This is a genomic window from Micromonospora sp. NPDC049799, assembly GCF_040656655.1.
In the GTDB taxonomy this organism is placed as follows: Bacteria; Actinomycetota; Actinomycetes; order Mycobacteriales; family Micromonosporaceae; genus Micromonospora.
The window spans coordinates 1-23919 of record NZ_JBFAMU010000028.1; the positions used below are offsets into that span (position 1 = coordinate 1).

At 71.9% G+C, this 23919-nt stretch carries 25 protein-coding genes and 1 pseudogene; 7 read left to right on the forward strand and 19 right to left on the reverse strand.

Translation table 11 applies throughout. The features are described 5' to 3' along the window. From AB0I76_RS04575 to AB0I76_RS04600, 6 genes are all read right to left on the reverse strand, one after another. Nucleotides 1-318: cytidine deaminase (locus tag AB0I76_RS04575; protein ID WP_357029882.1), on the reverse strand; the 318-nt coding region annotated here is incomplete at its 3' end. Continuing rightward, a complete protein-coding gene (locus tag AB0I76_RS04580) occupies nucleotides 311-1723 on the reverse strand; it encodes a hemolysin family protein (RefSeq protein WP_357029929.1) in 1413 nt (470 codons plus the stop codon). The genes AB0I76_RS04580 and AB0I76_RS04575, both read right to left, overlap by 8 nt. After that, entirely contained in the window at nucleotides 1699-2172 is a 474-nt protein-coding gene (ybeY, locus tag AB0I76_RS04585) for an rRNA maturation RNase YbeY (protein ID WP_357029884.1), read from the reverse strand. The genes AB0I76_RS04580 and ybeY overlap by 25 nt, the downstream gene beginning before the upstream one ends. A gap of 18 nt (nucleotides 2173-2190) precedes the next feature. Beyond that, a complete protein-coding gene (locus tag AB0I76_RS04590; protein WP_357029886.1) occupies nucleotides 2191-3246 on the reverse strand; it encodes a PhoH family protein in 1056 nt (351 codons plus the stop codon). Between the two features lie 161 nt (nucleotides 3247-3407). Beyond that, the gene (locus AB0I76_RS04595) at nucleotides 3408-4778 is read right to left on the reverse strand and encodes a serine hydrolase domain-containing protein (RefSeq protein WP_357029888.1); all 1371 of its coding nucleotides are present in this window, start codon (nucleotides 4776-4778) and stop codon (nucleotides 3408-3410) included. Further along, nucleotides 4775-5131, reverse strand: a complete 357-nt coding sequence (locus tag AB0I76_RS04600) for a histidine triad nucleotide-binding protein (RefSeq protein ID WP_357029890.1) — start codon at nucleotides 5129-5131, stop codon at nucleotides 4775-4777. The genes AB0I76_RS04595 and AB0I76_RS04600 overlap by 4 nt, the downstream gene beginning before the upstream one ends. A 94-nt stretch (nucleotides 5132-5225) precedes the next feature. Between AB0I76_RS04600 and AB0I76_RS04605 the strand changes: the two genes are divergently transcribed. Continuing rightward, complete coding sequence (locus AB0I76_RS04605) at nucleotides 5226-5987, forward strand: SDR family oxidoreductase (protein ID WP_357029892.1); 762 nt, start codon at nucleotides 5226-5228, stop codon at nucleotides 5985-5987. A 61-nt stretch (nucleotides 5988-6048) separates the two neighbouring features. After that, entirely contained in the window at nucleotides 6049-6957 is a 909-nt protein-coding gene (gene ppk2, locus AB0I76_RS04610; protein WP_357029894.1) for a polyphosphate kinase 2, read from the forward strand. A 61-nt stretch (nucleotides 6958-7018) separates the two neighbouring features. On the opposite strand, the gene AB0I76_RS04615 is transcribed toward ppk2, so the two are convergent. The 3 genes from AB0I76_RS04615 to hrcA all read right to left on the reverse strand — a co-directional run bounded on the left by AB0I76_RS04615 (nucleotide 7019) and on the right by hrcA (nucleotide 9999). Beyond that, entirely contained in the window at nucleotides 7019-7753 is a 735-nt protein-coding gene (locus tag AB0I76_RS04615; protein ID WP_357029896.1) for a 16S rRNA (uracil(1498)-N(3))-methyltransferase, read from the reverse strand. 2 nt (nucleotides 7754-7755) lie between these two features. Further along, the gene (gene dnaJ, locus AB0I76_RS04620; protein ID WP_357029931.1) at nucleotides 7756-8901 is read right to left on the reverse strand and encodes a molecular chaperone DnaJ; all 1146 of its coding nucleotides are present in this window, start codon (nucleotides 8899-8901) and stop codon (nucleotides 7756-7758) included. Between the two features lie 75 nt (nucleotides 8902-8976). Beyond that, the gene (gene hrcA / locus AB0I76_RS04625) at nucleotides 8977-9999 is read right to left on the reverse strand and encodes a heat-inducible transcriptional repressor HrcA (RefSeq protein ID WP_357029898.1); all 1023 of its coding nucleotides are present in this window, start codon (nucleotides 9997-9999) and stop codon (nucleotides 8977-8979) included. Nucleotides 10000-10232: 233 nt separating this feature from the next. On the opposite strand from hrcA, the gene AB0I76_RS04630 reads away from it, so the two are divergent. Continuing rightward, entirely contained in the window at nucleotides 10233-10922 is a 690-nt protein-coding gene (locus tag AB0I76_RS04630; RefSeq protein ID WP_357029900.1) for a DUF4870 domain-containing protein, read from the forward strand. A gap of 79 nt (nucleotides 10923-11001) precedes the next feature. On the opposite strand, the gene hemW is transcribed toward AB0I76_RS04630, so the two are convergent. Continuing rightward, on the reverse strand, nucleotides 11002-12225 hold the full coding sequence (hemW, locus tag AB0I76_RS04635) for a radical SAM family heme chaperone HemW (protein WP_357029902.1): 1224 nt from the start codon (nucleotides 12223-12225) through the stop codon (nucleotides 11002-11004). A 20-nt stretch (nucleotides 12226-12245) separates the two neighbouring features. On the opposite strand from hemW, the gene AB0I76_RS04640 reads away from it, so the two are divergent. From AB0I76_RS04640 to AB0I76_RS04650, 3 genes are all read left to right on the forward strand, one after another. Further along, nucleotides 12246-13055: an enoyl-CoA hydratase-related protein gene (locus AB0I76_RS04640; RefSeq protein WP_357029904.1), complete on the forward strand. Its 810-nt coding sequence runs from the start codon at nucleotides 12246-12248 to the stop codon at nucleotides 13053-13055. A 110-nt stretch (nucleotides 13056-13165) separates the two neighbouring features. Beyond that, nucleotides 13166-14029, forward strand: a complete 864-nt coding sequence (locus AB0I76_RS04645) for a hypothetical protein (RefSeq protein WP_357029906.1) — start codon at nucleotides 13166-13168, stop codon at nucleotides 14027-14029. A 222-nt stretch (nucleotides 14030-14251) separates the two neighbouring features. After that, complete coding sequence (locus tag AB0I76_RS04650; RefSeq protein ID WP_357029908.1) at nucleotides 14252-15157, forward strand: phytanoyl-CoA dioxygenase family protein; 906 nt, start codon at nucleotides 14252-14254, stop codon at nucleotides 15155-15157. Nucleotides 15158-15229: 72 nt separating this feature from the next. On the opposite strand, the gene AB0I76_RS04655 is transcribed toward AB0I76_RS04650, so the two are convergent. The 9 genes from AB0I76_RS04655 to AB0I76_RS04695 all read right to left on the reverse strand — a co-directional run bounded on the left by AB0I76_RS04655 (nucleotide 15230) and on the right by AB0I76_RS04695 (nucleotide 23488). Then, nucleotides 15230-15865 carry an MOSC domain-containing protein gene (locus AB0I76_RS04655; RefSeq protein ID WP_357029910.1) on the reverse strand — a complete coding sequence of 212 codons (636 nt, stop codon included), beginning with the start codon at nucleotides 15863-15865 and terminating at the stop codon, nucleotides 15230-15232. A 46-nt stretch (nucleotides 15866-15911) separates the two neighbouring features. Continuing rightward, the gene (locus AB0I76_RS04660) at nucleotides 15912-16778 is read right to left on the reverse strand and encodes a carbohydrate ABC transporter permease (RefSeq protein WP_357029912.1); all 867 of its coding nucleotides are present in this window, start codon (nucleotides 16776-16778) and stop codon (nucleotides 15912-15914) included. Further along, nucleotides 16775-17761 carry a sugar ABC transporter permease gene (locus tag AB0I76_RS04665; RefSeq protein WP_357029915.1) on the reverse strand — a complete coding sequence of 329 codons (987 nt, stop codon included), beginning with the start codon at nucleotides 17759-17761 and terminating at the stop codon, nucleotides 16775-16777. The genes AB0I76_RS04660 and AB0I76_RS04665 overlap by 4 nt, the downstream gene beginning before the upstream one ends. Further along, the gene (locus AB0I76_RS04670) at nucleotides 17758-19047 is read right to left on the reverse strand and encodes a sugar ABC transporter substrate-binding protein (protein WP_357029917.1); all 1290 of its coding nucleotides are present in this window, start codon (nucleotides 19045-19047) and stop codon (nucleotides 17758-17760) included. Before AB0I76_RS04670 ends, AB0I76_RS04665 begins: the two co-directional genes overlap by 4 nt. A gap of 216 nt (nucleotides 19048-19263) precedes the next feature. Next, entirely contained in the window at nucleotides 19264-19548 is a 285-nt protein-coding gene (locus tag AB0I76_RS04675; protein ID WP_357029919.1) for a GlsB/YeaQ/YmgE family stress response membrane protein, read from the reverse strand. A 236-nt stretch (nucleotides 19549-19784) separates the two neighbouring features. Next, a complete protein-coding gene (locus AB0I76_RS04680) occupies nucleotides 19785-20072 on the reverse strand; it encodes a GlsB/YeaQ/YmgE family stress response membrane protein (protein ID WP_357029921.1) in 288 nt (95 codons plus the stop codon). Nucleotides 20073-20290: 218 nt separating this feature from the next. Next, on the reverse strand, nucleotides 20291-22168 hold the full coding sequence (gene lepA / locus AB0I76_RS04685; RefSeq protein WP_357029923.1) for a translation elongation factor 4: 1878 nt from the start codon (nucleotides 22166-22168) through the stop codon (nucleotides 20291-20293). Nucleotides 22169-22334: 166 nt separating this feature from the next. Then, a complete protein-coding gene (locus AB0I76_RS04690; protein WP_357029925.1) occupies nucleotides 22335-22868 on the reverse strand; it encodes a DUF4240 domain-containing protein in 534 nt (177 codons plus the stop codon). Continuing rightward, nucleotides 22865-23488, reverse strand: a complete 624-nt coding sequence (locus AB0I76_RS04695; protein ID WP_357029927.1) for a DUF4240 domain-containing protein — start codon at nucleotides 23486-23488, stop codon at nucleotides 22865-22867. The genes AB0I76_RS04690 and AB0I76_RS04695 overlap by 4 nt, the downstream gene beginning before the upstream one ends. Nucleotides 23489-23538: 50 nt before the next feature. On the opposite strand from AB0I76_RS04695, the pseudogene AB0I76_RS04700 reads away from it, so the two are divergent. Beyond that, a pseudogene (locus AB0I76_RS04700) lies at nucleotides 23539-23919 on the forward strand (hypothetical protein); the annotation flags it as partial.

A 23919-nucleotide genomic window follows, 5' to 3' on the forward strand; every position in this document is an offset into this window, starting at 1 on the left:
GGAGAAGTCGTCGATGACCCGTACGCCGTCCAGCGTCGACGCCTCGGTCACCACGACCGCGGCCTCCAGCCGGGTCGCGCCGGCCGCCGCCGCCGAGGCGACGGCGAGCTGGAGCGCGGTGATGGTCAGCGAGGGCAGGGAGACGCTGGCCGCCGCGTACGTCCGGCCGTCCTGGTCGCGGACGGCGGCGCCCTCCACGGCACCGACCCGGCCGCGTGCTCCCCGGGCGAGGACGACCAGCTTGCCGTCCTCGGCGCTCAGCGCCACGGGCTCGGACGGGGTGGGCCGGACGGCCGGCGCGGCGGGTGACTCAGGCATCTGCGGGTTGCCTCTCCTCGGATCGGTCGTTGTCGCCCCGGGGCTCGGCTTGCTCGCCGCGTCCCGGGTTGTCCTGCGTGTCGGTCGACTCCACCCGGCGGACGAGCACGGTGTCGATCCGGTTGCGTCGGCCGGTGGTGCCCTCGGCGACCAGCCGGAGGCCGGCCACCTCGACCTCCGCGCCCGGGATGGGAACCCGTCCCAGGGACTGCGCGAGCAGGCCGCCGACGGTCTCCACCTCGTCGGTGGGGAGTTCGGTGTCGAACAGCTCGCCCAGGTCCTCGACGGGGAGCCGGGCGGTGACCCGCACCGCTCCGTCGTCGAGATGCTCCACGGGCGGGCGCTCGACATCGTACTCGTCGGTGATCTCGCCGACGATCTCCTCCAGGATGTCCTCGATGGTGACCAGACCGCCGGTGCCGCCGTACTCGTCGACGACGATGACCAGGTGGTTGCGGGCGGCCTGCATCTCCGAGAGCAGGTCGTCGACCGGCTTGGACTCCGGGACGAAGGTCGCCGGGCGCATCAGCTCGGCCACCGGCAGCTCCCGGTCCTCGTCGGCGCCGCCCTGGGTGCGGCGGATGAGGTCCTTGAGGTAGAGCACGCCCAGCACGTCGTCGACGCTCTCGCCGATCACCGGGATGCGGGAGAAGCCGGAGCGCAGGAAGAGCACCAGGGCCTGGGAGAGGGTCTTGCTCTCCTCTATCCACACCATCTCGGTACGCGGCACCATCACCTCGCGGGCGATGGTGTCCCCGAGCGCGAACACGGAGTGGATCATCTGCCGTTCGCCGTGCTCGACGACGCCGCGCTGCTCCGCCAGGTCGACCAGCTCACGCAGCTCCACCTGGGTGGCGAACGGCCCCTCGCGGAAGCCGCGCCCCGGGGTGACCGCGTTGCCGATCAGGATCAGCAGGGAGGCGAGCGGGTTGAGCGCCCGCCCGAGCCAGCGCACCAGCGGCGCGACCGCCCGGCCCACCGCGTACGCGTGCTGCCGGCCCACGGTGCGCGGGCCCACGCCCACCACGACGAAGCTGACCACGGTCATCGCCCCCGCGGTGACCAGGGCGGCCCGCCAGCCGGCGCCGAAGGTGTCCACCGCGACGAGGGCGACCAGGGTGGTGGCGGTCAACTCGGCGAGCAGCCGCAGCAGCAGCAGCAGGTTGAGGTGGCGGACCACGTCACCGGCGACGGCCTGGAGGGCGCGAGCGCCGCGCGCCCCCTCCCGGGCCAGCTCGGCGGCCCGGGCCGGGGAGACCGCGGCGAGCGCGGCCTCGGTCATGGCGATCAGCCCCGCGAGCACCACCAGACCGGCGGCGAAGACGATCAGTTGCAGGTCGGGCAGGCCGGCCGCGCCGGCCGCCACTGTGTGGGGGGACATCACCGCGACCGGGTCGACCGCCAGCTGGCCAGCAGTCGGGCCTGGAGCGCGAACATCTCCCGCTCCTCCTCCGGCTCGGCGTGGTCGTAGCCGAGCAGGTGCAGCACACCGTGCACGGTGAGCAGGTGCAGCTCGTCGGCGGAGGTGTGCCCGGCGGCGGCCGCCTGCTTGGCCGCCACCTCGGGGCAGAGCACGATGTCGCCGAGCAGCGCCGGCTCGCCGCCGGCGGCGGTGCTCTCGCCCGGGCCGTGGTCGACGCTGCCCTCGTCCATGGGGAAGGCGAGCACGTCGGTCGGACCGTCGCCGCCCATCCAGCGGTGGTTCAGCTCGCTCATGTAGTCGATGTCGACCAGCAGCACGGACAGCTCGGCGAGGGGATTGACCCCCATCTCGTCGAGGGCGTGCCGAGCCACGGCGAGCACGGCGTCGGTGTCGACGTCGACACCCGACTCGTTGGCGATTTCGATGGACAACAGTCTTCCCTCGGTGGTCTAGCGGCGCCGGCCGGCCCGGCCGCCCTGGGCGGTCCGCCCCGGCACGGCGTGCACGCCCTGCGCCTGCTGGTTCTCCCGCTCGTCCCAGCGGGCGTACGCGTCGACGATCTCCCCCACCAGCTTGTGCCGGACCACGTCCGAGCTGGAGAGCTGGGCGAAGTGCACGTCCTCGACGTTCTCCAGGATCTCCCGGACGACCCGCAGGCCGCTGGTCGTCCCGCCGGGAAGGTCCACCTGCGTGACGTCACCGGTCACGACGATCTTCGAGTTGAAGCCGAGCCGGGTGAGGAACATCTTCATCTGCTCGGGCGTGGTGTTCTGCGCCTCGTCCAGGATGATGAACGCGTCGTTAAGGGTCCTGCCCCGCATGTACGCCAGCGGCGCGACCTCGATCGTGCCCGCCGCCATGAGCTTCGGGATCGAGTCCGGGTCGAGCATGTCGTGCAGCGCGTCGTACAGCGGGCGCAGGTAGGGGTCGATCTTCTCGTTGAGCGTGCCGGGCAGGAAGCCCAGCCGCTCCCCCGCCTCGACCGCCGGCCGGGTGAGGATGATCCGGTTGACCTGCTTGGCCTGGAGCGCCTGCACCGCCTTCGCCATGGCGAGGTAGGTCTTGCCGGTGCCGGCCGGGCCGATGCCGAACACGATGGTGTGCCCGTCGATGGCATCGACGTAGCGCTTCTGCCCGAGCGTCTTGGGACGGATGGTGCGCCCGCGCCGGGAGAGGATGTTGAGCGTCAGGACCTCGGCGGGCCGCTCGGCGCCGCCCTGCTCGAGCATGCTGGCGGTACGCCGGACGGCGTCGGTGGTCAGGGTCTCGCCCTTCTCGATGAGCTCGATCAGCTCGCTGAAGAGCCGCTCGGCGACGGCGTTGTCCGCGGGGGCGCCGGTGATCGTGATCTCGTTGCCCCGGACGTGCACGTCGCTGGCGACCGAGCGCTCGACCAGGCGCAGGATCTCGTCACCCGCGCCGAGCAGGTTGACCATGATCTTGGGGTCGGGAACGGTGATCCTGGTCTGCGCCTGGGGCGGGCCGGGAGGTGGGGTGCCGGTCATGGGTCGGGCCGAGGGGCCCTGCGCACCTGCTCTCGATCTCGGCGCCGGGCCTGGCGGCGCGGCGTGCGGACGTTCCATCCATCGTATCGGGTCAACGGCGGTGGCACCCCGCCCATTTCCGCCCGCCCGGGTCACCTCCCGCCGCAGTCAGATCCGCCCGTTCAGGCCCGGAAGTCGTACCGGTCGAAGGCCTCCTGGTGCCGGGTGAAACGGTAGGTCGCCCAGTGCATCCGGACCACCGCGCCGGAGGCGTCCCGGGTCAGCCGGAGCAGCTCACCCACCTCCCGCCCGGAGACCGTCCGGTACACGTCCGGCCGGTCCGGCAGCGGGGCGAAGACCGCCGGCGGCCGGCCCGCCGGGTCGTCCGAGCCCCGGGCCCGCAGCGCCCCGTCGTGCCAGGAGAAGACGTACTCGAACCCCTCGCCCCACCAGCGTCCCAGCAGGCCGCGTACCTCCGGTGGGGCCGGCGGGCCGGGCCGCCACGGCACCGTGTCCGCCGGGTCGTGCTCGGCCGCCGCCGCGAGCAGCCGGTGCGGCAGCTCGAAGAGCTGGGCCGCGGTGCCGGACGAGCCGAGCACCGCGGCGCCCATCGCCCCGGCGGTGCCCTCTCCACCGCGCCGCCCGTAGACGGCGGCCAGGAAGCCCGGCATCGCCCCGTCGTGCCCGACGTGCACGACCCGGTCGCCCTGCGGAACCAGGATCAGGCCGAGCCCGAAACCACCGGACCAGACCGTCTCGTCGGTGACCGTCAGCGGCCAGCGCATCTCGTCGAGCGTGGTCGGGGCGAGGACCCTCCCGTCCGGGTCGAGCGCCGCCGGGTCGGCGAGGAACGCGGCCCAGCGGGCCATGTCCGTCGCCGTGCTCCACAGCTGGGCCGCCGGACCGATCGCTCCGAAGTCGGTGGGCTGCTCCGGGTGGGCCTCGTCGGAGTACGCGTCGACGAGGAACCCGGTGGCCGCCGTCGGTCCCGGGGCGACCGTGGTGCCGGTGAGCCCGAGCGGGGTGAGCACCCGCTCGGCGAGCACCTCCGCCCAGGTCCCGCCGCGCAGGTGCCCCACCAGCCGGCCCAGCAGCGCCATCCCGAGGTTGGAGTAGTGGTAGCGGCGCCCGGTGGGCAGCACCCGCTCGGCCCGGGCCAGGTCGGCAAGGAACTCCTCGGCGTCCGGTGCGCGCAGCGTGTCCCACACGTCGCCGTACGGCTCCCGTTGCAGGCCGGCGGTGTGCGACAGCAGCCGACGCACGGTCAGCTCGCCGTGTGCCGGCAGGTCCAGGTGCCGCTCCAGCGGGTCGTCCAGGTCGAGCAGGCCGTCGTCGCGACACTGGACGGTCAGCACGGCGGTGAAGGTCTTCGTGACCGAGCCGATCCGGAACGCCGTCTCCGGGCCGAGCGTCGTGTCGTTGCCGGTCTCCCCCACCTCGCAGGTCCAGAGCGGCCGGTCGGCGCGGTGCAGCGCCGCGGCGACCGCCGGCACGCGGGCCTGCGCCTGGACCTCACGCACCATCCGGGCGAGGCGGTCCCCCACGGGCGTCATGCCAGGTCCCGAGCCAGCATCGGGCCGAGCGGGGCGCCGCCGAGCAGGTGCGCGTGCACGTGGAAGACCTCCTGGCCGCCGTACCGGCCGGTGTTGAACATCAGCCGGAAGCCGTCGCCGAGCAGCCCCTCGTCCTCGGCCACGGCGGCGGCCGTGGCCAGCACCTCCCCGGCGAGCGCCGGGTCACCCTGGCCGAGGGTCGCCACGTCGGCGTAGTGCTCCTTCGGGACCACCAGCACGTGCACCGGGGCTTTCGGGTCGACGTCCCGGAACGCCAGGGTGGTGGGGGTCTCCCGGACGACGGTGGCCGGGATCTCCCCGGCGACGATGCGGCAGAACAGACATTCAGTCACCCGGGCAGTGTAAGGAAGGGCCCCTTCTTAACGCCTGCGGTAGAGGAAGGGCCCCTTGTTAACACCCGGGGTCCGCTGCGGCAGGATGGCCGGCGTGACTTCTCGGGCGGTACTGGTGACGGGGGCCTCGCGCGGCATCGGGCGCGCGGTGGCGACGGCGTTCGCGGCCGGCGGTGACCGGGTGGCGATCCACCACCGCGACTCCGCCGACCTGGCCGAGGCGCTCCGCGCCGACCTGCCGGGCGACGGACACGTGGTGGTGCGCGCCGACCTGACCGACCCGGACGCCGTACGGGTGATGGTGGACGAGGCCGCGCACCGGCTCGGCGGGCTGGACGTGCTGGTCAACAACGCCGGTGTGTACGGCGACCGGGACCGGCCGCACCCGGTCTTCGGTGCCTCCTACGAGGACTGGCAGGCGCGGTGGCGGCAGGTCATGGAGACCAACCTGACCGGCGCGGCCAACGTGACCTGGTGCGCCGCCCAGCACATGCGGGAGCGGGGCGGACGGATCGTCAACGTCTCGTCCCGGGGCGCGTTCCGGGGTGAACCGGACCAGCCCGCCTACGGCGCCAGCAAGGCTGGGCTGAACGCCCTCGGTCAGTCCCTCGCGGTGGCGCTCGCGCCGTACGGCATCGCCGTGGCCACGGTCGCGCCGGGCTTCGTGGAGACGGACATGACCACCGAGCACCTGAGCGGGGAGCGCGGCGACGCCATCCGGGCGCAGAGCCCCTTCAACCGGGTGGCGCGGCCGGAGGAGATCGCCGCCGCCGTGCACTGGCTGGCCGCGCCGGAGGCGCAGTGGGCGTCGGGCACGATCGTCGACCTCAACGGTGCCTCCTACCTGCGCAGCTGACAGCAAACTGACAGCCGTCCCGGCGTCGGATCGGCACCGGGACGGGGTAAGGGTCTCCGGCATGGCCGACACCGTGCTGGACCTCGCCGCCGACTACCGCGTGCTCGACGGCCACGACGACGACCCCGTCCTGCTCAACCCGGACGGCAGCCCGGTGGACACCTGGCGCGAGGACTACCCGTACGACAAGCGCATGGACCGCGACGAGTACGACCAGCAGAAGCGGCTGCTCCAGATCGAGCTGCTCAAGCTCCAGGAGTGGGTTCGCGAGTCCGGTGAGCGGCTGGTGATCCTCTTCGAGGGGCGCGACGCCGCGGGCAAGGGCGGCACCATCAAGCGGTTCATGGAACACCTGAACCCGCGCGACGCCAAGGTGGTGGCCCTGGTCAAGCCGAACGAGCGGGAGGCCACCCAGTGGTACTTCCAGCGCTGGCTGGCGCACCTGCCGGCGGCCGGCGAGATCGTGCTCTTCGACCGGTCCTGGTACAACCGGGCCGGGGTGGAGCGGGTGATGGGCTTCTGCACCCGCAAGGAGTACCTGGAGTTCCTGCGGCAGGTCCCGGAGCTGGAGCGGATGCTGGTGCGCTCCGGCATACGGTTGGTCAAGTTCTGGTTCTCGGTGTCGCAGAACGAGCAGCGCACCCGCTTCGCGGTGCGGCAGGTCGACCCGGTACGCCAGTGGAAGCTCTCCCCGATGGACATCGCGTCGCTGGACAAGTGGGACGAGTACACCGAGGCCAAGGAGGCGATGTTCTTCTGGACCGACACGGCGGACGCGCCGTGGACCGTGGTGAAGAGCAACGACAAGAAGCGCGCCCGGCTGGAGGCGATGCGGCACGTGCTGAACCGCTTCGACTACGCCGAGAAGGACCGCGAGGTGGTGGGCGTGCCGGACCCGCTCATCGTCGGCCCCGCCGGGCTCGACCTGCGCCCCGACGACCAGCCGGTGCAGGTCTTCCCCCGCCCGTGAGGCGCGTCAAGAAGGGCCCTTTCTCTACCCCAGGCGTTACAGGGGGCCCTTCCTTACACCGTCACCAGCGGTCGAGGCGGGCGGAGAGCACCGACAAAGCCGCGACCCCGGCGGTGGAGGTACGCAGCACCGACGGCCCCAGTCGCACCGGCCGGGCGCCGGCCTCGGCGAAGGCGTCCAGCTCGGCGCGGTCGATGCCGCCCTCCGGGCCGACCACCAGCACGATCTCGCCGGCGTCGGGCAACGGCACGGTGGCCAGCCGCTCGTCGGCCTCCTCGTGCAGCACGTACGCGGCGGCGGCACCGGCGATCCGGCGGGTCACCTGCGTCGTCGACTCGTCGGGAGCGCCGGCCACCACCGGCAGCCACGCCCGGCGGGCCTGCTTCGCGGCCTCGCGGGCGGTCGACGCCCACTTCTCCCGCGCCCGTACGCCCCGGTCGCCCCGCCACTGGGTCACCGAGCGGGCAGCGGCCCAGGGCGCGATCTCGTCCACCCCCACCTCGGTCATCGCCTGCACGGCCAGTTCGCCGCGGTCGCCCTTGGCGATGCCCTGCACCACCACGAGGCGCGGGACGGGCGCGTCCACGTACCCCCGGGAGACCACGTCGAGGTCCAGGGTGCCCCGGCCGACGGCGGTGACCACGGCGGCGGCCGTGCCGCCCCGCCCGTCGGCCAGGAGCAGCTCCTCGCCGACGCGCAGCCGCTGCACGGTGGCGGCGTGGTGCCCCTCGGGGCCGTCCAGGACCAGTTGGTCGGCGGCGGGCAGCGCCTCGACGAGGAACAGCGGCGCGGACATGGTCAGGCGTGGCCGTTGAAGGCGTCGCGCATCCGGGAGAAGAAGCCGCCCTGCTTGGTCAGCTCGGCGACCTCCTCGCCCCGGGTCTTGGCGAAGTCGCGCAGCATCCGCTCCTGGTCGGCGTCGAGCTTGGTCGGGGTCCGCACGTCGAGGTGGACGTAGAGGTCACCCCGGCCGGTGCCGCGCAGGTGGGGTACGCCCCGGGCACGCAGTCGCAGCGTGCTGCCCGGTTGGGTGCCGGCCTTGACGTCGAGCGGCTCCTCGCTGTCCAGCGTCTTGATGGTCAGCCTGGTCCCCAGGGCCGCGGCGGTCATCGGCACGGTGACCCGGCAGTGCAGGTCGTCGCCCTTGCGGGAGAAGACGTCGTGGGGTCGTTCGTGGATCTCCACGTACAGGTCGCCGGCGGTGCCGCCACCCGGGCCGACCTCGCCCTGCTGGGCCAGCCGGATCCGCATGCCGTCCTCGACCCCGGCGGGGATCTTGACGGTCAGCGAGCGGCGGGTGCGCACCCGGCCGTCGCCGGCACAGGTCGGGCAGGGGTGCGGGATGGTGGTGCCGTAGCCCTGGCAGACGGTGCACGGCCGGGCGGAGACCACCTGGCCGAGGAAGGTGCGCTGCACCGACTGCACCTCGCCGCGGCCGCCGCACGCCTCACAGGTGGCCAGGTGCGTGCCGGCGGCGGTGCCGGCACCGGAGCAGGTGGTGCAGAGCACGGCGGTGTCGACGGTGATCGGCGCCTCGACGCCGAACGCGGTCTCCTGGAGATCAAGTTCGAGGCGCAGGATCGCGTCGGCACCCGGTCGGGTACGCGGACGCGGCCCCCGCGCGCCACCGGCGGCGCCGCCGAAGAACGCGTCCATGATGTCCTGGAAGCCGACGAACGGCCCCGCCCCGCCGGGGCCACCCGGACCGCCGGCGCCCCCGCCACCGGGGGCGAGCGGGTCACCGCCCAGGTCGACGATCTGCCGTTTCCGGTCGTCCGAGAGGACCTCGTACGCGGCGTTGATGTCCTTGAACTTCTCCTGGGCCTCCGGGTCCGGATTCACGTCCGGGTGGAACTGCCGCGCCAGCTTGCGGTAGGCGCGCTTGATCTCGTCGTCGGAGGCTTCCCGGCTCACACCGAGGATGCCGTAGTAGTCCCTGGCCACTGCGTTCCGTGTCCTCATGTTCGTCTCGCGTTGCGCCGGTCGTCGGCCTCCAGTGACACCGACGACCCTGACTGGTCAGTTCTGGGCCAGCAGATCGCCCACGTAGCGTGCCACGGCACGTACCGTGGCGATCGTGCCGGGGTAGTCCATCCGGGTGGGCCCCAACACGCCGAGCCCACCGACGATGGTCGCGCCGGGGCCGTACCCGGTGCTGACCACCGAGGCGGCGCGGAGGTTGTCGACCTCGTTCTCGTCGCCGATCAGCACCCGGGTGGTGCTGGGCTGGGTCTCGCCGATCAGCTTGAGGAGCACGACCTCCTCCTCCAGCGCCTCCAGGATGGGACGCAGGGAACCCTGGAAGTCGAGCAGGCCACCACGGGTCAGGTTGGCCGTGCCGGCCAGGGCGATCCGCTCCTCGTGCCGCTCGACCAGCGTCTCGAGCAGCACGGTGGACAGCGTGGTCATGGCCCCGCGCAGGTGCGGTGCCGACTCGTCGACCAGGGCCTGGACCAGGGGTGGGGTCTCCGACAGCCGGCTGCCGACCAGCTTCTCGTTGACCAGTCGGCGCAGGTCGGTGACGTCGTCGGCCGGGACCGGCGCGGGCAGCTCGACCAGCCGCTGCTCCACCCGACCGGTGTCGGCGATCATGACGAGCATCAGGCGCGTGGTGGAGATCGGCACCAGCTCCAGGTGCCGCACCGAGGAACGGGCGAGCGACGGGTACTGCACGACGGCGACCTGTCGGGTCAGCTGCGCCAGCAGCCGCACCGTGCGGTGCACCACGTCGTCCAGGTCGACGGCGCCGACCAGGAACCGCTCGATCGCCCGGCGCTCGGCCGGGCTCAGCGGCTTGACCCGGGACAGTCGGTCCACGAAGAGGCGGTAGCCACGGTCGGTGGGCACCCGGCCCGCGCTGGTGTGCGGCTGCCGGATGTAGCCCTCCTCCTCCAGCACCGCCATGTCGTTGCGTACCGTCGCCGGCGAGACGCCGAGCTGGTGCCGCTCGACCAGCGCCTTGCTGCCGACGGGCTCCTGCGTGGCGACGTAGTCCTCGACGATCGCGCGCAGCACGGCGAGTTTGCGGTCGTCGAGACCCATCCTCCCCACCTCCTGTCGCACGTCGGGCCGGGCGCGCGGAACGGGCCCGGGCAGCGGCCTGGCACTCGACTGTAGCGAGTGCCAGTCTACGTCGGCAGGGCCGGCATCGCGATGATCAATGACGGAGGGTGCTGCGCGCACCCGCCCGCCTGCGGCGCCAGGGCCGTCCATCCGGACATCCCGGGCGGTGTCGCTCTGGTGCGCCCTTGCCGACTGCCCCTACCGTGACGTCCATGACTGAACCACCTCGCCCTCCCGGCGCGGGAGACCCGGACCCGACCGTTCCGTCGGGCTTCCCCGGCCCGCCCGCCCCGGACGAACCCACCGCACCACTGTCCGGGGCACCGGGCGCGGGCGGCTATCCCCCGCCCGGTGGCTATCCGCCACCCCCCGGTGACGCCCCGACGTCGGGCGGCTACCCACCGCCCGGCGGCTATCCCCCCGCCGGTGGCTATCCGCCGCCCGGTGGCTACCCGCCCCCCGGCGGTCATCCCCCGCCCGGTGGTTATCCGCCCCACGGCGGCGGCTACCCGGCCGGCGGCGCGTACGGCCCGCCGGCGGGCGGCTACCCCAACGCCGAGGACAAGACCTGGGCGCTGGTGGCGCACTTCGGCGGCCCGCTCGGCGTGATCATCGGCGGCGGCCTGTTCGGCTGGGTCGCGCCGCTCATCGCGATGATGACCCGCGGTCAGCAGTCTCCGACGGTGCGGGCACACGCGGTCGCCGCGTTGAACTTCCAGCTCACCTGGGCGGTCGTCGGTGTGCTGAGCTGGGTGCTCACCCTGATCACCTGCGGCCTGCTCTTCTTCGTCCCGATGCTCGTCTGGATCGTCCCGGTGATCTTCGGGATCATCGGCGGCGTCAAGGCCAACGAGGGTGTGATGTACCGCTACCCGATGACCTACTCCTTCGTGAAGCGCTGACTCGGTGCCGGCCGCTCCCCCGGCCGGCACCGAGGTCCGGTCTCCCGCACGGAACAGGGGCGAGGTGGGAGACCGGGCCTCAGGGCAGCAGGTCCCGGACGACCGCGTCGGCCAGCAGTCGCCCGCGCAGGGTGAGCACGGCCCGGCCGGCCGCGTACCGGTCGGGGTCGAGCAGCCCGTCGGCGAGGGCCTTCCCCGCGCCGACCCGGCCGGCCTCGTCGAGGGCGTCCAGCGGCAGCCCGGAGGCGAGCCGCAGGCGCAGCATCACGTCCTCCATGTGCGCCTCGTCCGGCCCGAGCACCTCCCGCGCCAGACCGGGCGACTCCCCGGCGGCCAGGCGTTGCGCGTACGTCGTGGGGTGTTTGACGTTCCACCAGCGCACGCCGCCGACGTGGCTGTGCGCCCCGGGGCCGAGGCCCCACCAGTCCGCCCCGGACCAGTAGAGCAGGTTGTGCCGGCACCGGGCCGCGTCGGAGCGCGCCCAGTTGGAGACCTCGTACCAGGAGAAGCCGGCCGCGCCGAGGGCGGCCTCCGCGGCCAGGTACCGGTCCGCGGCGACGTCGTCGTCCGGGTACGGCAGCTCGCCGCGGCGCATCCGGGCGGCGAGCCGGGTGCCGTCCTCGACGATCAGGGCGTACGCGCTGACGTGGTCGACGCCGGCGGCCACCACCTGGTCGAGGGAGGCGGCGAAGTCCTCCGCATCCTCCCCCGGCGTCCCGTAGATCAGGTCGAGGTTGACGTGGTCGAAGCCGGCGTCGCGCGCCTCCGCGGCGGCTGCCACGGCCCGGCCGGCGCTGTGCTTCCGGTCCAGGATCGCGAGCACACCGGGCGCGGCGGACTGCATGCCCAGCGAGATCCGGGTGTAGCCGGCGGCCCGCAGCGTCTTCAGCGACTCCGGCGTGACCGACTCGGGATTCGCCTCGGTGGTGACCTCGGCGTCGGCGGCGAGCCCCCAGGTGCGGTCGACGGCGTCGAGGATCCGGGCGAGGTCGTCGGCGGGCAGCAGGGTCGGCGTGCCACCGCCGACGAAGACGGTGTCCACCCGTGGGGGCGGCCCCTCGCCCAGCGCCCGGCGGGCCAGCGCCAGCTCGGCGAGCACGGTGTCGGCGTAGCCGTCCCGGCTCGCCCCGCCGCCCAGCTCGGCGGCGGTGTACGTGTTGAAGTCGCAGTAGCCGCAGCGGCTGGCGCAGAACGGCACGTGCACGTACACCCCGAAGCCCCGCGCGCCGACCGCGCGGGTGGCAGTCGCGGGGAGCGACCCGTCGACGGGGACGGGTTCGCCATCTGGAAGGACGCCGGGCATGGCCACTAGTGTGCCCTCACATGACCTCTCCCGACGCGCTCGTGCGGGTCTCCACGGCCCGCGGGGTGACCACCCTCACCCTGGACAGCCCGCACAACCGCAACGCGCTCTCGACCCCGCTCATGACGTCGCTGCTGGACGGCATCGCCGCGGCGGTCGCCGACGACTCCGTACGGGTGATCGTGCTGGACCACACCGGCCCGGTCTTCTGCTCCGGGGCGGACCTGAAGGAGACCGCCGCCGCGTACGCCAGCGGGTCGGTGCCGGCCGGGATGCTGGGTGACGTGCTCGCGGCGGTCTGGGAGTGCCCGAAGCCGGTGGTGGCCCGGGTCGCCGGGCCGGCGCGCGCCGGCGGCCTCGGCCTGATCGCGGCGGCCGACCTGGCGGTGTGCTCCCAGGAGGCGACGTTCGCCTTCACCGAGGTACGGATCGGCGTGATCCCGGCGGTGATCTCGGCGACCGTGCTGCCCCGGCTGCACCCGCGTGCCGCCGCCGAGCTGTACCTCACCGGGGACACCTTCGACGGCCGGCGGGCCGCCGAGGTCGGGCTGGTCACCGCCGCCGTGCCGGCGGCCGAGCTGGACGCGGCGGTGGCGCGGTTCTGCGACTCGCTGGTCCGGGGCGCGCCGGGTGCGCTCGCCGGGGCGAAGGAGCTCCTGCGCCGGCGGCCCGCGACCGACCTGCGAGCCGAGATCGCCGACCTGTCGGCCATCTCCACCGGATTCTTCCTGTCCGAGGAGGGAATGGAGGGCGTGCTCGCCTTCCGGGCGAAACGACCCGCTCGATGGGTGGCCGCTCTGGACGGTGACCCGGGAGAGCGTGCCGACTGATCGGGGCGGCACTGCGCCGCCGCCACACCCGGGGGGTAACGGAGGGAACCGGTCGGACGACCCGGATCAGCCGAACGGGGACGTACGCTTGTCGGACTGTCGAAGTGGGGGTGCAGGTGCGAACTCGGGCAGCCGTGGCGGGTGGCGTCGTCCTTCTCCTGGTGGCCATGGTCGGCATCTGGATCGTCGTCCGGCAGTTCGGTGAGCAGCTCCGTCTCCCGCTGACCAGCCGGACGTGCACGGTGCGGGCCGACGGCGAGGTGGCGCTCGACGCCGACCAGATGGCCAACGCCGCGACGATCGCGGCCATCGGCATCCAGCGCGGCATGCCCGAGCGGGCGGTGGTGGTGGCGCTCGCCACCGCCTACCAGGAGTCCGGCCTGCGCAACCTCGCCGGGGGCGACCGCGACTCGCTGGGCCTCTTCCAGCAACGCCCGAGCCAGGGGTGGGGCACGCCGACCGAGATCCGCGACCCCCGGTACGCGGCGAACCGGTTCTACGCGGCGCTGAAGAAGGTGCGCGGCTGGGAGGGGATGCGGGTCACCGACGCGGCCCAGAAGGTGCAGCGCTCCGCCTTCCCCGAGGCGTACCAGAAGTGGGCGGACGAGTCGGAGGTGCTGAGCCGGGCACTGCTCGGCGAGGCCACCGGCGCGGTCGCCTGCACGATCGGCGGCAATCCGCTGCGCCGCGGCCAGGTCGCCACCGCCGCCCTGACCCGGGGGCTCACCCTGGACTGGGGTCTCGCGGCGACCGCCGCCGCGGCCGATCTGACCAGCCTGACGATCGCGGCCGCGGACGAGCGCGGCGGTTGGCGGTACGCGCACTGGCTGGTGTCGCACGCCCAGGACAACGGCGTCCGGAAGGTCCGCTTCGGCGGCCTGGAGTGGACCGCCGACGGGGGCACCTGGGACCGGGTGGACGGTGCGGCCGCCCCCGCCGCGCAGGTGGTGGCGGAAGTCGTCGCCGACGCCTGAACGACCCCGATCTCCCTACCAGCAGTGACCGCACAATCGGTCAACCAGCCACAGATCGGCTATACCGCGCCAGAACTCTGACCGAGAGTCGCCGTACCACTCCCGGGCGTCCGGTCACCGGTCGTTATCACGGCGGGCGCTCCCCGGCGGGCGAATCGGCACGTTACGATCGGCGGTCTGTGCCAGGAATGCTTTTCAACGCCTCATGGGGAGGGGTACGACGTGGCGTTCGACTACGGCGACCGGACCGGTTACGAGCCGATCAGCGACATTGACCGCAAGGAGTTCCACGAGCAGGGGTTCCTCCTGCTGCGCAACGTCCTGACCGAGGACCACCGGGCGGCGCTGGAGGCGGCGGTGGACCGCGTCTACGCCGAGGAGAAGGCCAAGGGCAACACCACCAAGGACGGCACCCTGCACCTGCTGGGCTTCCTGGAGCGGGACGAGCTCTTCGGTGAACTGCTCACCCACCCGATCGCGTTCCCGTACATGTGGGGCCTCGCGGGCTGGAACATCTACACCCACCACAACCACCTGGACGTCACCCCGCCGGCGCTGGAGCCGGAGAAGCCGTACTGGGGCTGGCACCAGGACGGGTACCGGCAGAACTCCGACCCGGAGACGATGGACCCGAACCTGCCCCGGCCGATGTTCTCGCTGAAGGTCGCGTACGTCCTGTCGGACCTGTCGGAGAACGGTCGCGGCGCGACCAAGGTGATCCCGGGCAGCCACCTGAAGAACTCGCTGCCCCGCCCAAGGGACACCTCGGTCCACAACCCGGACCCGGAGGGCACGGTGGAGATCACCGCCAACCCGGGCGACGCGTTCATCTTCGACCGCCGCCAGTGGCACTCCCGGTCGACGAACCTGTCGACGATCACCCGCAAGATGCTGTTTATCGGCTACACCTACCGGTGGATCCGCCCGCTGGACGAGCTGCACATCGACAAGGACGGCGAGTGGTGGGCCAACCGCACGCCGGTCCAGCGCCAGCTCTGCGGTGAGGGCACGCACACCGCGAACTACTGGGGCATCAACTGGGACGGCTACATCGACGACGAGATCCCGCTGCGCAAGGAGCTCAAGCAGCGCGACCTCCTCGACCGCAACGTCCCCTGGCTCCGCTGACCGGGTAAGGAAGGGCCCCCTCTCAACGCCTCGCGTCGTAGAGGGGGCCCTTCTCAACACCTCAGGCGGGAGCTACGCCCGCACCCTCCGGCGGGCCTTCTCCCGGATCCGCTCCGGCAGGTCCTCGGCCTCCAGCAGTCGGGGCAGCAGCTCCGGCTCCAGGTTGAGCGCCCGGAACACCTCGCCGATCGTCACCCCGTGCGCCGGCCGGTCCACCACCTCGACCGGGTCGCCCGCACCGACCTCGCCCTCCACGAGCACCCGCAGGTAGGCCCCGGGCGTCGCCCGCGCGGTGAACCGCTTGATCAGGTCCGGCATGCCCCAGAAGCCGGCGAACGTGGTGCACGGCGTCCGCGGCATCGTCACCTGGAGGACGGTCGACCCGACGGTCCACTGCTCACCGATCACCGCGCCCGTCACGTCGACCGCCCACGTGGTCAGGTTCTCGCCGAACCCACCCGGGCGGATGCTCCGGCCGATCTCCGCCGCCCACCACGCCGCGTCCTCCTCGGCGTACGCGTAGACCGCCTGGTCCGGGCCGCCGTGGTGCGCGGGTTCGCCGATGAAGTCACCGGCCAGCCCGCCGACGCCGACCATCACCGCACCGTCCACCGGCCGCTTGTCGATGCCGGTGCGACCACTCGCGTCGCCGGCCCACTCCGCCTCGGTCACGATGCCGAGATTGACCGATGCCACCCTGCCCGTCATGGCGGTGAGCGTAGTGCCTCGACGTCGGGCATCGATCGCGGAACCCTCAGCCCTTCACCGCGCCGGCGACCAGACCGGAGACCATCCGCCGCTGCACCAGCAGGAAGAAGACGATCACCGGGAGCGTGAAGATCGTCGAGGCGGCCATCACCGGGCCCCACGCGGTGTCGTCCCGTCCGAAGAAGAACGTCATCGCCACCGGCAGGGTGTAGCGGTCCTGGTCGTTGATGAAGGTCAACGCGAAGATCAGCTCGTTCCAGGCGGTGATGAACGAGAAGATGCTGGTGGCCACCAGGCCGGGCGCGACCAGCGGGAAGAGGATCCGCCGGAAGGTCTGCGCGCGGGTCGCCCCGTCGATCGCCGCCGCCTCCTCCAGTTCCTTCGGCACCGCCGCGACGAAGCCGCGCAGCATCCACACCGCGAACGGCAGGGAGAAGCCGAGGTACGTGAGGATCAGGCTGGGCAGGGTGTTGTAGAGCCCGAGCCGCTGGATCATCAGGAACAGCGGGATGACCAGCGCCTCCAGCGGGATCATCTGGACCACCAGCAGCATGATCAGAAAACTGGTGCGCAGCCGGAACCGGAACCGGGCCACCGCCGTCGCCGCCAGCAGCGCGACCAGTCCGCTCAACAGCACCGTGGCGACGGCGACGAGCACGCTGTTGAGGAAGAAGTCGGCGAAGGTCACGCCCGGGATGAGGTTGCCGGTGAGGATCTCCCGGTAGTGCTCCAGGGTCGGCTCGGCCGGCACCGGCTTCGGCGTGCTGGCGAAGATCTCCGCACTCGGCTTCAGCGAGGTGGCGATCATCCAGTAGACCGGGAAGGCCGCGAAGAGCGCCACCAGCAGCCCGGCGCCGTTGAGGGCGATCCGCCCCGCGCGTCGCGTCCCGCGTCCGCCTCCTGCCCGCGTCACGCGTCCTCCTCCTGCTTGAGCACCATGCGGACGTACAGGCCGGTGACCACCAGCAGGATCAGGGTCAGGATCACCGCGATCGCCGCGCCCAGGCCGTACTTGGGTGGGGGCGAGAACGCCTCCGCGTACGAGTAGACGGAGAGCATGAAGGTGGGCCGGTCCTGGGTGCCGCCAGCCAGGACGTAGTACTGGGTGAAGACCTTGAAGTCCCAGATCGTGGAGAGCACGATCAGGATGCCGAAGACCGGCCGCAGCAGCGGGACGGTGATCTTCCAGAAGGCCTTCCACGGGCCGGCCCCGTCGACCCGGGCCGCCTCGTGCAGCTCGCTCGGCACGCTCTTCAGGCCGGCCAGCACGCTGACCGCGATGAACGGGAACGAGTGCCAGACCACCACCAGGGTGAGGATGGCGAAGAACAGCAGCGGCGAGTTGAACCAGCCGTAGCCGGTCCAGTCGCTGTGGCCGAAGAGGCCCTGCGAGAGCCCGTCGGGCAGCGCGTTGAAGAACCAGGTGACCAGGCCGCTGGTGTCGTCGAAGATCCACTTCCAGACGATCGTGCCGGTCAGCGCCGGGGTGGCCCAGGCGAGCATCACGCAGCTGGCCACGAACGCGGCCATCCGCCGGCCCAGACGGTTGAGCAGCAGACCGACCAGGGTGCCCAGGATCATGGTCAGCAGCACGTTGGCCGCGGCGAAGAACACCGTGTTGCGCAGCACCGTCCAGAAGAACGGGTCTCCGAGGACGTCGGCGTAGTTCCCCAGCCCCACCCACGGCCACTCGCGGTCCCCGCGCATCTGGCGGACGCTGTCGAGCTTGAAGAAGGACATCGCCACCACCTGGCCGAGGGGCCAGAGCAGCAGGACGGCGATGATCACCAGGCAGGGCAGGAGCAGCAGGTAGGGGAGGCGGTCCACCCGGCGACGCCGCCGCGCGGGGGTCTCCCGCGCGGCGGTCGTCTCCGGCGCCCCGGTCAGCGTGGTCACTTGGCGTTGAGGATGCTTTCCATCTCCGCGGCCGCGTCGGCGGTGGCCTTCTCGACCGTCTTCTGACCCTTCATGACCGAGCTGTTCATCGCCTGGGTCACCGTCTTGTTCCGGCTGACCTCGACCCACTTCGGGGTGAGCGGCGTGAGCTTGGTGTTCTGCAGCGTGGTGGCGAAGGCCGCCATGACCTTGTCGTTGGCGTACTTGTCGCCGCCCACCAGGTCCTTGTAGACCGGGAAGAAGCCGAGGCTGTCGGCGAAGGCCTGGTCGTTCTTCTTGTTCGCCAGCACGGTCAGGTAGTCCCAGGCGAGGTCCTTGCGCTCGCTGTCCTCCCAGACCGCGAGGTCGGAACCGCCGGCGAAGCCGGGAGCCGGCTGGCCGTCCGGGCCGGGGATCGGGAACGTGCCCCAGACCTTCTCGATCTCGGGGTTGTCCTTCTTGATCGCGCCCTGCTGCCAGCTACCGGCGAACGCCATCGCGGCCTTGCCGGTGGCGAACTGGGTGCGCGCGTCGATCTCGTTCCAGCCGGCGGCGGCCGGCGGGGCGACCTTGTGCACGGTCACCAGGTCGGTCCAGAACTTGACCGCCTTCTGGGCCTCCGGCGTGTTGTAGCCGGACTTCCAGGTGTCGCCGTCCTTGGTGGCGATCTCCGCGCCGGCACCCCAGAGGAAGGAGTAGAAGGGCAGCTCGGAGTTGCCCGGCAGGGCGAGACCGTAGGTCCCGGGCTTCTTCGCCTGCACGGCCTTCGCCACGGTGACCAGCTCTTCCCAGCTCGTCGGCGGCTTCACGCCCGCCTCGGCGAACCAGTCGGTCCGGTAGTAGATGGCGCGGACGCCGGCGTACCACGGCACGCCGTACTGCTTGCCGTCCAGCTGGGCGTTCTTGACCAGGTCCGGCAGGATGTCCTTGCCCTCGGCCCAGCCGTCCATCCGGCTGGTCAGGTCGGCCAGCGCCTCCTGCGCCGCCCAGCCCTGGGTCTCGGTGTTGCCCAGCTCGGTGACGTCCGGTCCCTCGCCGCCGGCAAGCGCCGCCTGGAACTTCTTGGGCGCTTCGAGCCAGGGAATGTACTGGACCACCACATCCGTGTCCGGATGCTTCTGCCGGAACTCGCTCTCGACACCGTCGAGGAAGGAGGTCTGCGCCTCGCTTCCCTCGCCCATCATCCAGACCGTCAGCTTGCTGTTGTCGGCGGCCTCGTCGTCACTGGAGCCACCGCAGCCGGCCAGCACCATCGCGGCCGATGCCACGACGGCGGTGACCGGGGCCAGCCGCTTCCACCTGTTCACGCCACATCTCCCTCGCGCCGCTTGGCACTAACCTTCTCCGCCGCACCTTAGTAGGAAAAATTCCTTTACGACAGTGGGGCGGCCGGGGGAAGCGAGGCGACCGTACCGCAGCTGAGCGGCCGGACCGGAACAGGGATCGGGGCGAAAGGGGGCGCACCAACACGAACGGGCACCCGACCGGAGGGTCGGGTGCCCGTTGTTCAGGCTGTGCGAGTTTTACCGGTGGGTGACACCCCGGCGACGGCCGACACCGGCGACCAGGGCCACCGCCACGGCGGCCAGCACGATCTGCAGCAGCAGCTCGCGCCAGTCGAGACCAGCGGTGTCGGCGAAGCCCGATGCCCGGGCGATGATGGTGCCCAGGAGGGCGGCGCCGACACCGATCAGCATGTGCAGCCAGATCGGCATGTTCTGCCGGCCCGGCACGACCAGGCGGCCCAGCGCGCCGATGATCAGACCGACGATCAGCGCGGTGATGATGCCCCAGACGGTCAGCTCCACGGTCGTTCTCCTTCATGAGAAATGATGAGCTTTTGTCGTTGTCAGTGCGGTGCTGGCCCCTGAGTTCCCGAATGGCCGGAAGCCCAAACCGACTTTCCGGGACGCCCGGCCGAAGAATGACCGAGAGGTGACGGAACGCCGTCGTTCACGCGTCCGGGTCCGGGCGGACGGACACGCGCGGACGGGCGCCCGACCTGGTGGTCGGGCGCCCGTCGCGGAGATTCAGCAGTCAGCCGTTACCGGTGGGTGAGGCTGCGTCGCCGGCCCACGCCGGCAACCAGGGCCACGGCGATCGCGGCCAGGACGACCTGGACGGCCAGCTCGCCCCAGTCGATGCCCGAGGTCGAGGTGGCGATGCCCATGGCCCGCGCCAGGACGGTGCCCAGCAGCGCGGCGCCGACACCGATCAGCATGTGCAGCCACATCGGCATGTTCTGCCGGCCCGGCACGATCAGACGGCCCAGCGCGCCGACGATGAGACCGACGATCAGCGCGGTGATGATGCCCCAAACGGTGAGCTCCACGGTCGCCCTCCTTCACGAAATGTTTCCACGGTATGTGGTGTTCCTGTCGTGACCATCAAGTTCCCGAACCGCCGAAAATCCAAACCGCCCCGATCCGCATCGGTGCTGTCGGCCGTCAATGCCGCACCCCGGGAACGCGGCGACGCCCCGGTCGGCCCGGACCCGTGGGTCCCGGCCACACCGGGGCGTCGTACGCCGTCGTCCGCCGGACGCGAGGGTTACTTCTTGCCGGCGGGCTTGCCGTCGCCGGAGTCCGAGGACAGGGCGGCGATGAAGGCTTCCTGGGGAACCTCCACCCGGCCCACCATCTTCATCCGCTTCTTGCCCTCCTTCTGCTTCTCCAGCAGCTTGCGCTTCCGGCTGATGTCACCGCCGTAGCACTTGGCGAGCACGTCCTTACGGATCGCGCGGATGGTCTCCCGGGCGATGACCCGGCTGCCGATGGCGGCCTGGATGGGCACCTCGAACTGCTGGCGCGGGATCAGGCTGCGCAGCTTCGCCGCGATGGTCGTGCCGTAGTTGTACGCCTTGTCCTTGTGCACGATCGCGCTGAACGCGTCCACCGGCTCGCCGTGCAGCAGGATGTCCACCTTCACCAGGTCGGACGCCTGCTCGCCGGAGGGCTCGTAGTCGAGGGAGGCGTACCCCTTGGTGCGGCTCTTGAGCTGGTCGAAGAAGTCGAAGATGATCTCCGCGAGCGGCAGCGAGTACCGCAGCTCCACCCGGTCGGCGGACAGGTAGTCCATGCCGAGCAGGCTGCCGCGACGCCCCTGGCACAGTTCCATCACCGCGCCCACGTAGTCGTTCGGGGTCAGCACCGTGGCCCGCACCGTCGGCTCGTACACCTCGGCGATCTTGCCGGTCGGGTACTCGCTGGGGTTGGTCACCACGATCTCCTCGCCGTCCTCCGTGATGGCCCGGTAGACCACGTTGGGGGCGGTGGAGATCAGGTCGAGGTTGTACTCCCGCTCCAGCCGCTCCCGGATGATCTCCAGGTGCAGCAGGCCGAGGAAGCCGCACCGGAAGCCGAAGCCGAGCGCGCCGGAGGTCTCTGGCTCGTAGTCGAGCGCGGCGTCGTTGAGCTTGAGCTTGTCCAGCGCGTCGCGCAGGTTCGGGTAGTCGGACCCGTCGATCGGATAGAGGCCGGAGTAGACCATCGGCTTCGGGTCCTTGTAGCCGCCGAGCGCCTCGCTGGCCGGACGGCCGTTGATGGTGACCGTGTCACCGACACGGGACTGGCGCACGTCCTTCACGCCGGTGATCAGGTAACCGACCTCGCCCACACCCAGCGCGTCGGCCTTCACCATCTCGGGCGAGATGACGCCGATCTCCAGCAGCTCGTGCACCGCGCCGGTGGACATCATCTTGATCCGGTCACGGGCGCTGATCCGCCCGTCGATCACCCGGACGTACGTGACCACGCCCCGGTAGACGTCGTACACCGAGTCGAAGATCATCGCGCGGGCGGGCGCGGCGGCGTCACCGACCGGCGGCGTGAACTGCCGGACGATCTCGTCGAGCAGGTACGGCACACCCTCACCGGTCTTGCCGGAGACCCGGATGCAGTCCGCCGGGTCGCCACCGATCAGGTGCGCGAGCTCCTCGGCGTACTTCTCCGGCTGGGCGGCCGGCAGGTCGATCTTGTTGAGCACCGGGATGATGCGCAGGTCGTTCTCGAGCGCCAGGTAGAGGTTCGCCAACGTCTGGGCCTCGATGCCCTGCGCGGCGTCGACCAGCAGGATCGCGCCCTCGCAGGCGGCCAACGACCGGGACACCTCGTAGGTGAAGTCGACGTGGCCCGGGGTGTCGATCATGTTGAGCACGGCCTGCTCACCGGCCCGCTCACCCTCCCGGATGGTCCAGGGCATCCGGACGGCCTGGCTCTTGATGGTGATGCCGCGCTCGCGCTCGATGTCCATCCGGTCGAGGTACTGGGCACGCATCTGCCGGGGGTCGACCACGCCGGTGAGCTGCAGCATCCGGTCGGCCAGGGTCGACTTCCCGTGGTCGATGTGGGCGATGATGCCGAAGTTCCTGATGCGCCCCGGGTCGGTGGCACCAGGAGCGTTCGCGCCGGAATCGAGCGTCGGTGGCACAGCGGTCCGTTCTGGTCGGCTGACGTGAGCAGGCCGGCGCGACGCCGGCCCCCTCTATGCTCCCACGTCGCCACGGCGGACCCGCTGCGCGGGCGATCCCCGGGCCGACGTCACCCGCCGGGAGCCGTCCGCCGCCGGCCCCGCGCCGTCACCCGACGGGCGGGTGTCACTCGACGGGCGGCTCGACGAACAGGGCGGCCAGCTTCGGCAACCGCCGGCGGGCCTCCTCCTCGTCGTCGAAGTCCCAGAAGTCGTTGAGGTCGGGCTCCGGCACGGCCTCGGGCGCCGGCAGGTCGCTCGCGGTCGCCTTCCGGTACGCCTCCCAGGGCGCGACGAGCATGTCCTCGCACTCGAACTCCTCGCCGCTGAGCGAGGCGGCCCGGACCCTCGGTAGCTCGGCCAGCGAGTCGGGGTCGGTGACCGCGCGGGCGAACACCGCCCGGCCCTGCGTCATCAGCCAGCCCCGGAAGTACTCGAAGCCGTCGTCGGAGGCACCGCCGTTGATCAGGTACGCGGCACCCCACAGGTCCACCTTGTAGGAGGCGGCCAGCACGCGGCGCTGGTGCTCCGCGTACCCGACGATCTCCTCCGGAGGAAGCTCGGCGAGCAGGGCGACGGTCCGTGCGGCGACCGCGTCCGGCTCGCCCCCGCCACCGGAGCGGGCGCGGTCGATCAACTGCCAGAAGTCGTCGGTCCTCATGGCCTGGCAGTCTCCCAGACGCCGACGCCGATCTCGTCCTCCTCCGCCGGCAGCGGGAACATCGTGGCGAGGCGCGGGTAGCGGCGGCGCAGCTCCGCCGGGTCGTCGAGGTCCCACTCCGCGTCGGTCGGGTCGGGCGAGACGCCCAGCTCCCGTCCCCGCGCCGCCGCCGCGTCGTCCACCCCGTCGACCGTGCCGGTGATCCGCTCGTAGGCCCGTTCGGCCACGTAGTCGAGGGCCTCCCAGTCCGGCCACTCGTCGTCGTCCCACGCGTCGACGGACCGGCCGGCCAGCCGCCGCACCTCCGGCACGTCGGCCAGCGCGTCCGGATCGTCGACCACCCGCTCGAACGTCGCCCGGCCCAGGCCCACCAGCCACGCCTGGAAGTAGTGGAAGCCGTCGTCGGAGCAGAGCCCGGCGCAGATCAGCGAGGCCGCTCCCCACAGCCGCCAGGTGTCCGCCCGGGTGCGCGCCTCGTCCAGCCGCCACGCGAAGTCGACCGCGTCGTCGGCCGGCCGCTCGGCGAGCCGGTCGGTGAGCCACGCCAGCCGCTCGTCGGGGGCGGCTGTGGCGGCGGCGGACGCCTCGATCAACGCCCAGAATTCCTCGGTACCGATCACCGGCGCAGTATCGCCGTGCGGTACGACACGTGACCGTGGAACATCGAGGGGTGCCCCCGTATGCCGCAGCCGCCGGACGACCGGCGTGGTCCGCGCTGCCGGCGGCCCTGCGCGGGGCGGTCGCCGAGCGGCTCGGGGGCCCGGTGGTCGCGGTCCGCCCCGCCGCCGGCGGCTTCACCCGCGGCTTCGCCGGGCTGCTCCACACCGCCGACGGCAGCGCGTCCTTCGTCAAGGCCGCGGCCGCCGCCGAGCATCCGCACCTGGTCGAGTGGTACGCCCGGGAGGCCGCGATCCTCGACCGGCTGCCGGTGGGCCTGCCGGTCCCCCGCCGACGCTTCACCCTGCACGCCTCCGGCTGGTACGCGCTCGGGGTCGACGCGATCGCCGGCCGTCCGCCCGCGAGCCGGGACGAGCTGACGGCCGTCGCCCAC

Excerpts from the sequence above, each read along its gene's own strand:
- hrcA (WP_357029898.1), bottom strand. The coding sequence starts at position 9,999 with ATGGGTCTCGACGACCGCAAACTCGCCGTGCTGCGCGCGATCGTCGAG.
- ppk2 (WP_357029894.1), top strand. The coding sequence starts at position 6,049 with ATGGCCGACACCGTGCTGGACCTCGCCGCCGACTACCGCGTGCTCGAC.
- AB0I76_RS04655 (WP_357029910.1), bottom strand. The coding sequence starts at position 15,865 with ATGACGGGCAGGGTGGCATCGGTCAATCTCGGCATCGTGACCGAGGCG.
- hemW (WP_357029902.1), bottom strand. The coding sequence starts at position 12,225 with ATGCCCGGCGTCCTTCCAGATGGCGAACCCGTCCCCGTCGACGGGTCG.
- AB0I76_RS04615 (WP_357029896.1), bottom strand. The coding sequence starts at position 7,753 with ATGTCCGCGCCGCTGTTCCTCGTCGAGGCGCTGCCCGCCGCCGACCAA.
- AB0I76_RS04590 (WP_357029886.1), bottom strand. The coding sequence starts at position 3,246 with ATGACCGGCACCCCACCTCCCGGCCCGCCCCAGGCGCAGACCAGGATC.
- AB0I76_RS04630 (WP_357029900.1), top strand. The coding sequence starts at position 10,233 with ATGACTGAACCACCTCGCCCTCCCGGCGCGGGAGACCCGGACCCGACC.
- AB0I76_RS04690 (WP_357029925.1), bottom strand. The coding sequence starts at position 22,868 with ATGAGGACCGACGACTTCTGGCAGTTGATCGACCGCGCCCGCTCCGGT.
- AB0I76_RS04595 (WP_357029888.1), bottom strand. The coding sequence starts at position 4,778 with ATGACGCCCGTGGGGGACCGCCTCGCCCGGATGGTGCGTGAGGTCCAG.
- AB0I76_RS04640 (WP_357029904.1), top strand. The coding sequence starts at position 12,246 with ATGACCTCTCCCGACGCGCTCGTGCGGGTCTCCACGGCCCGCGGGGTG.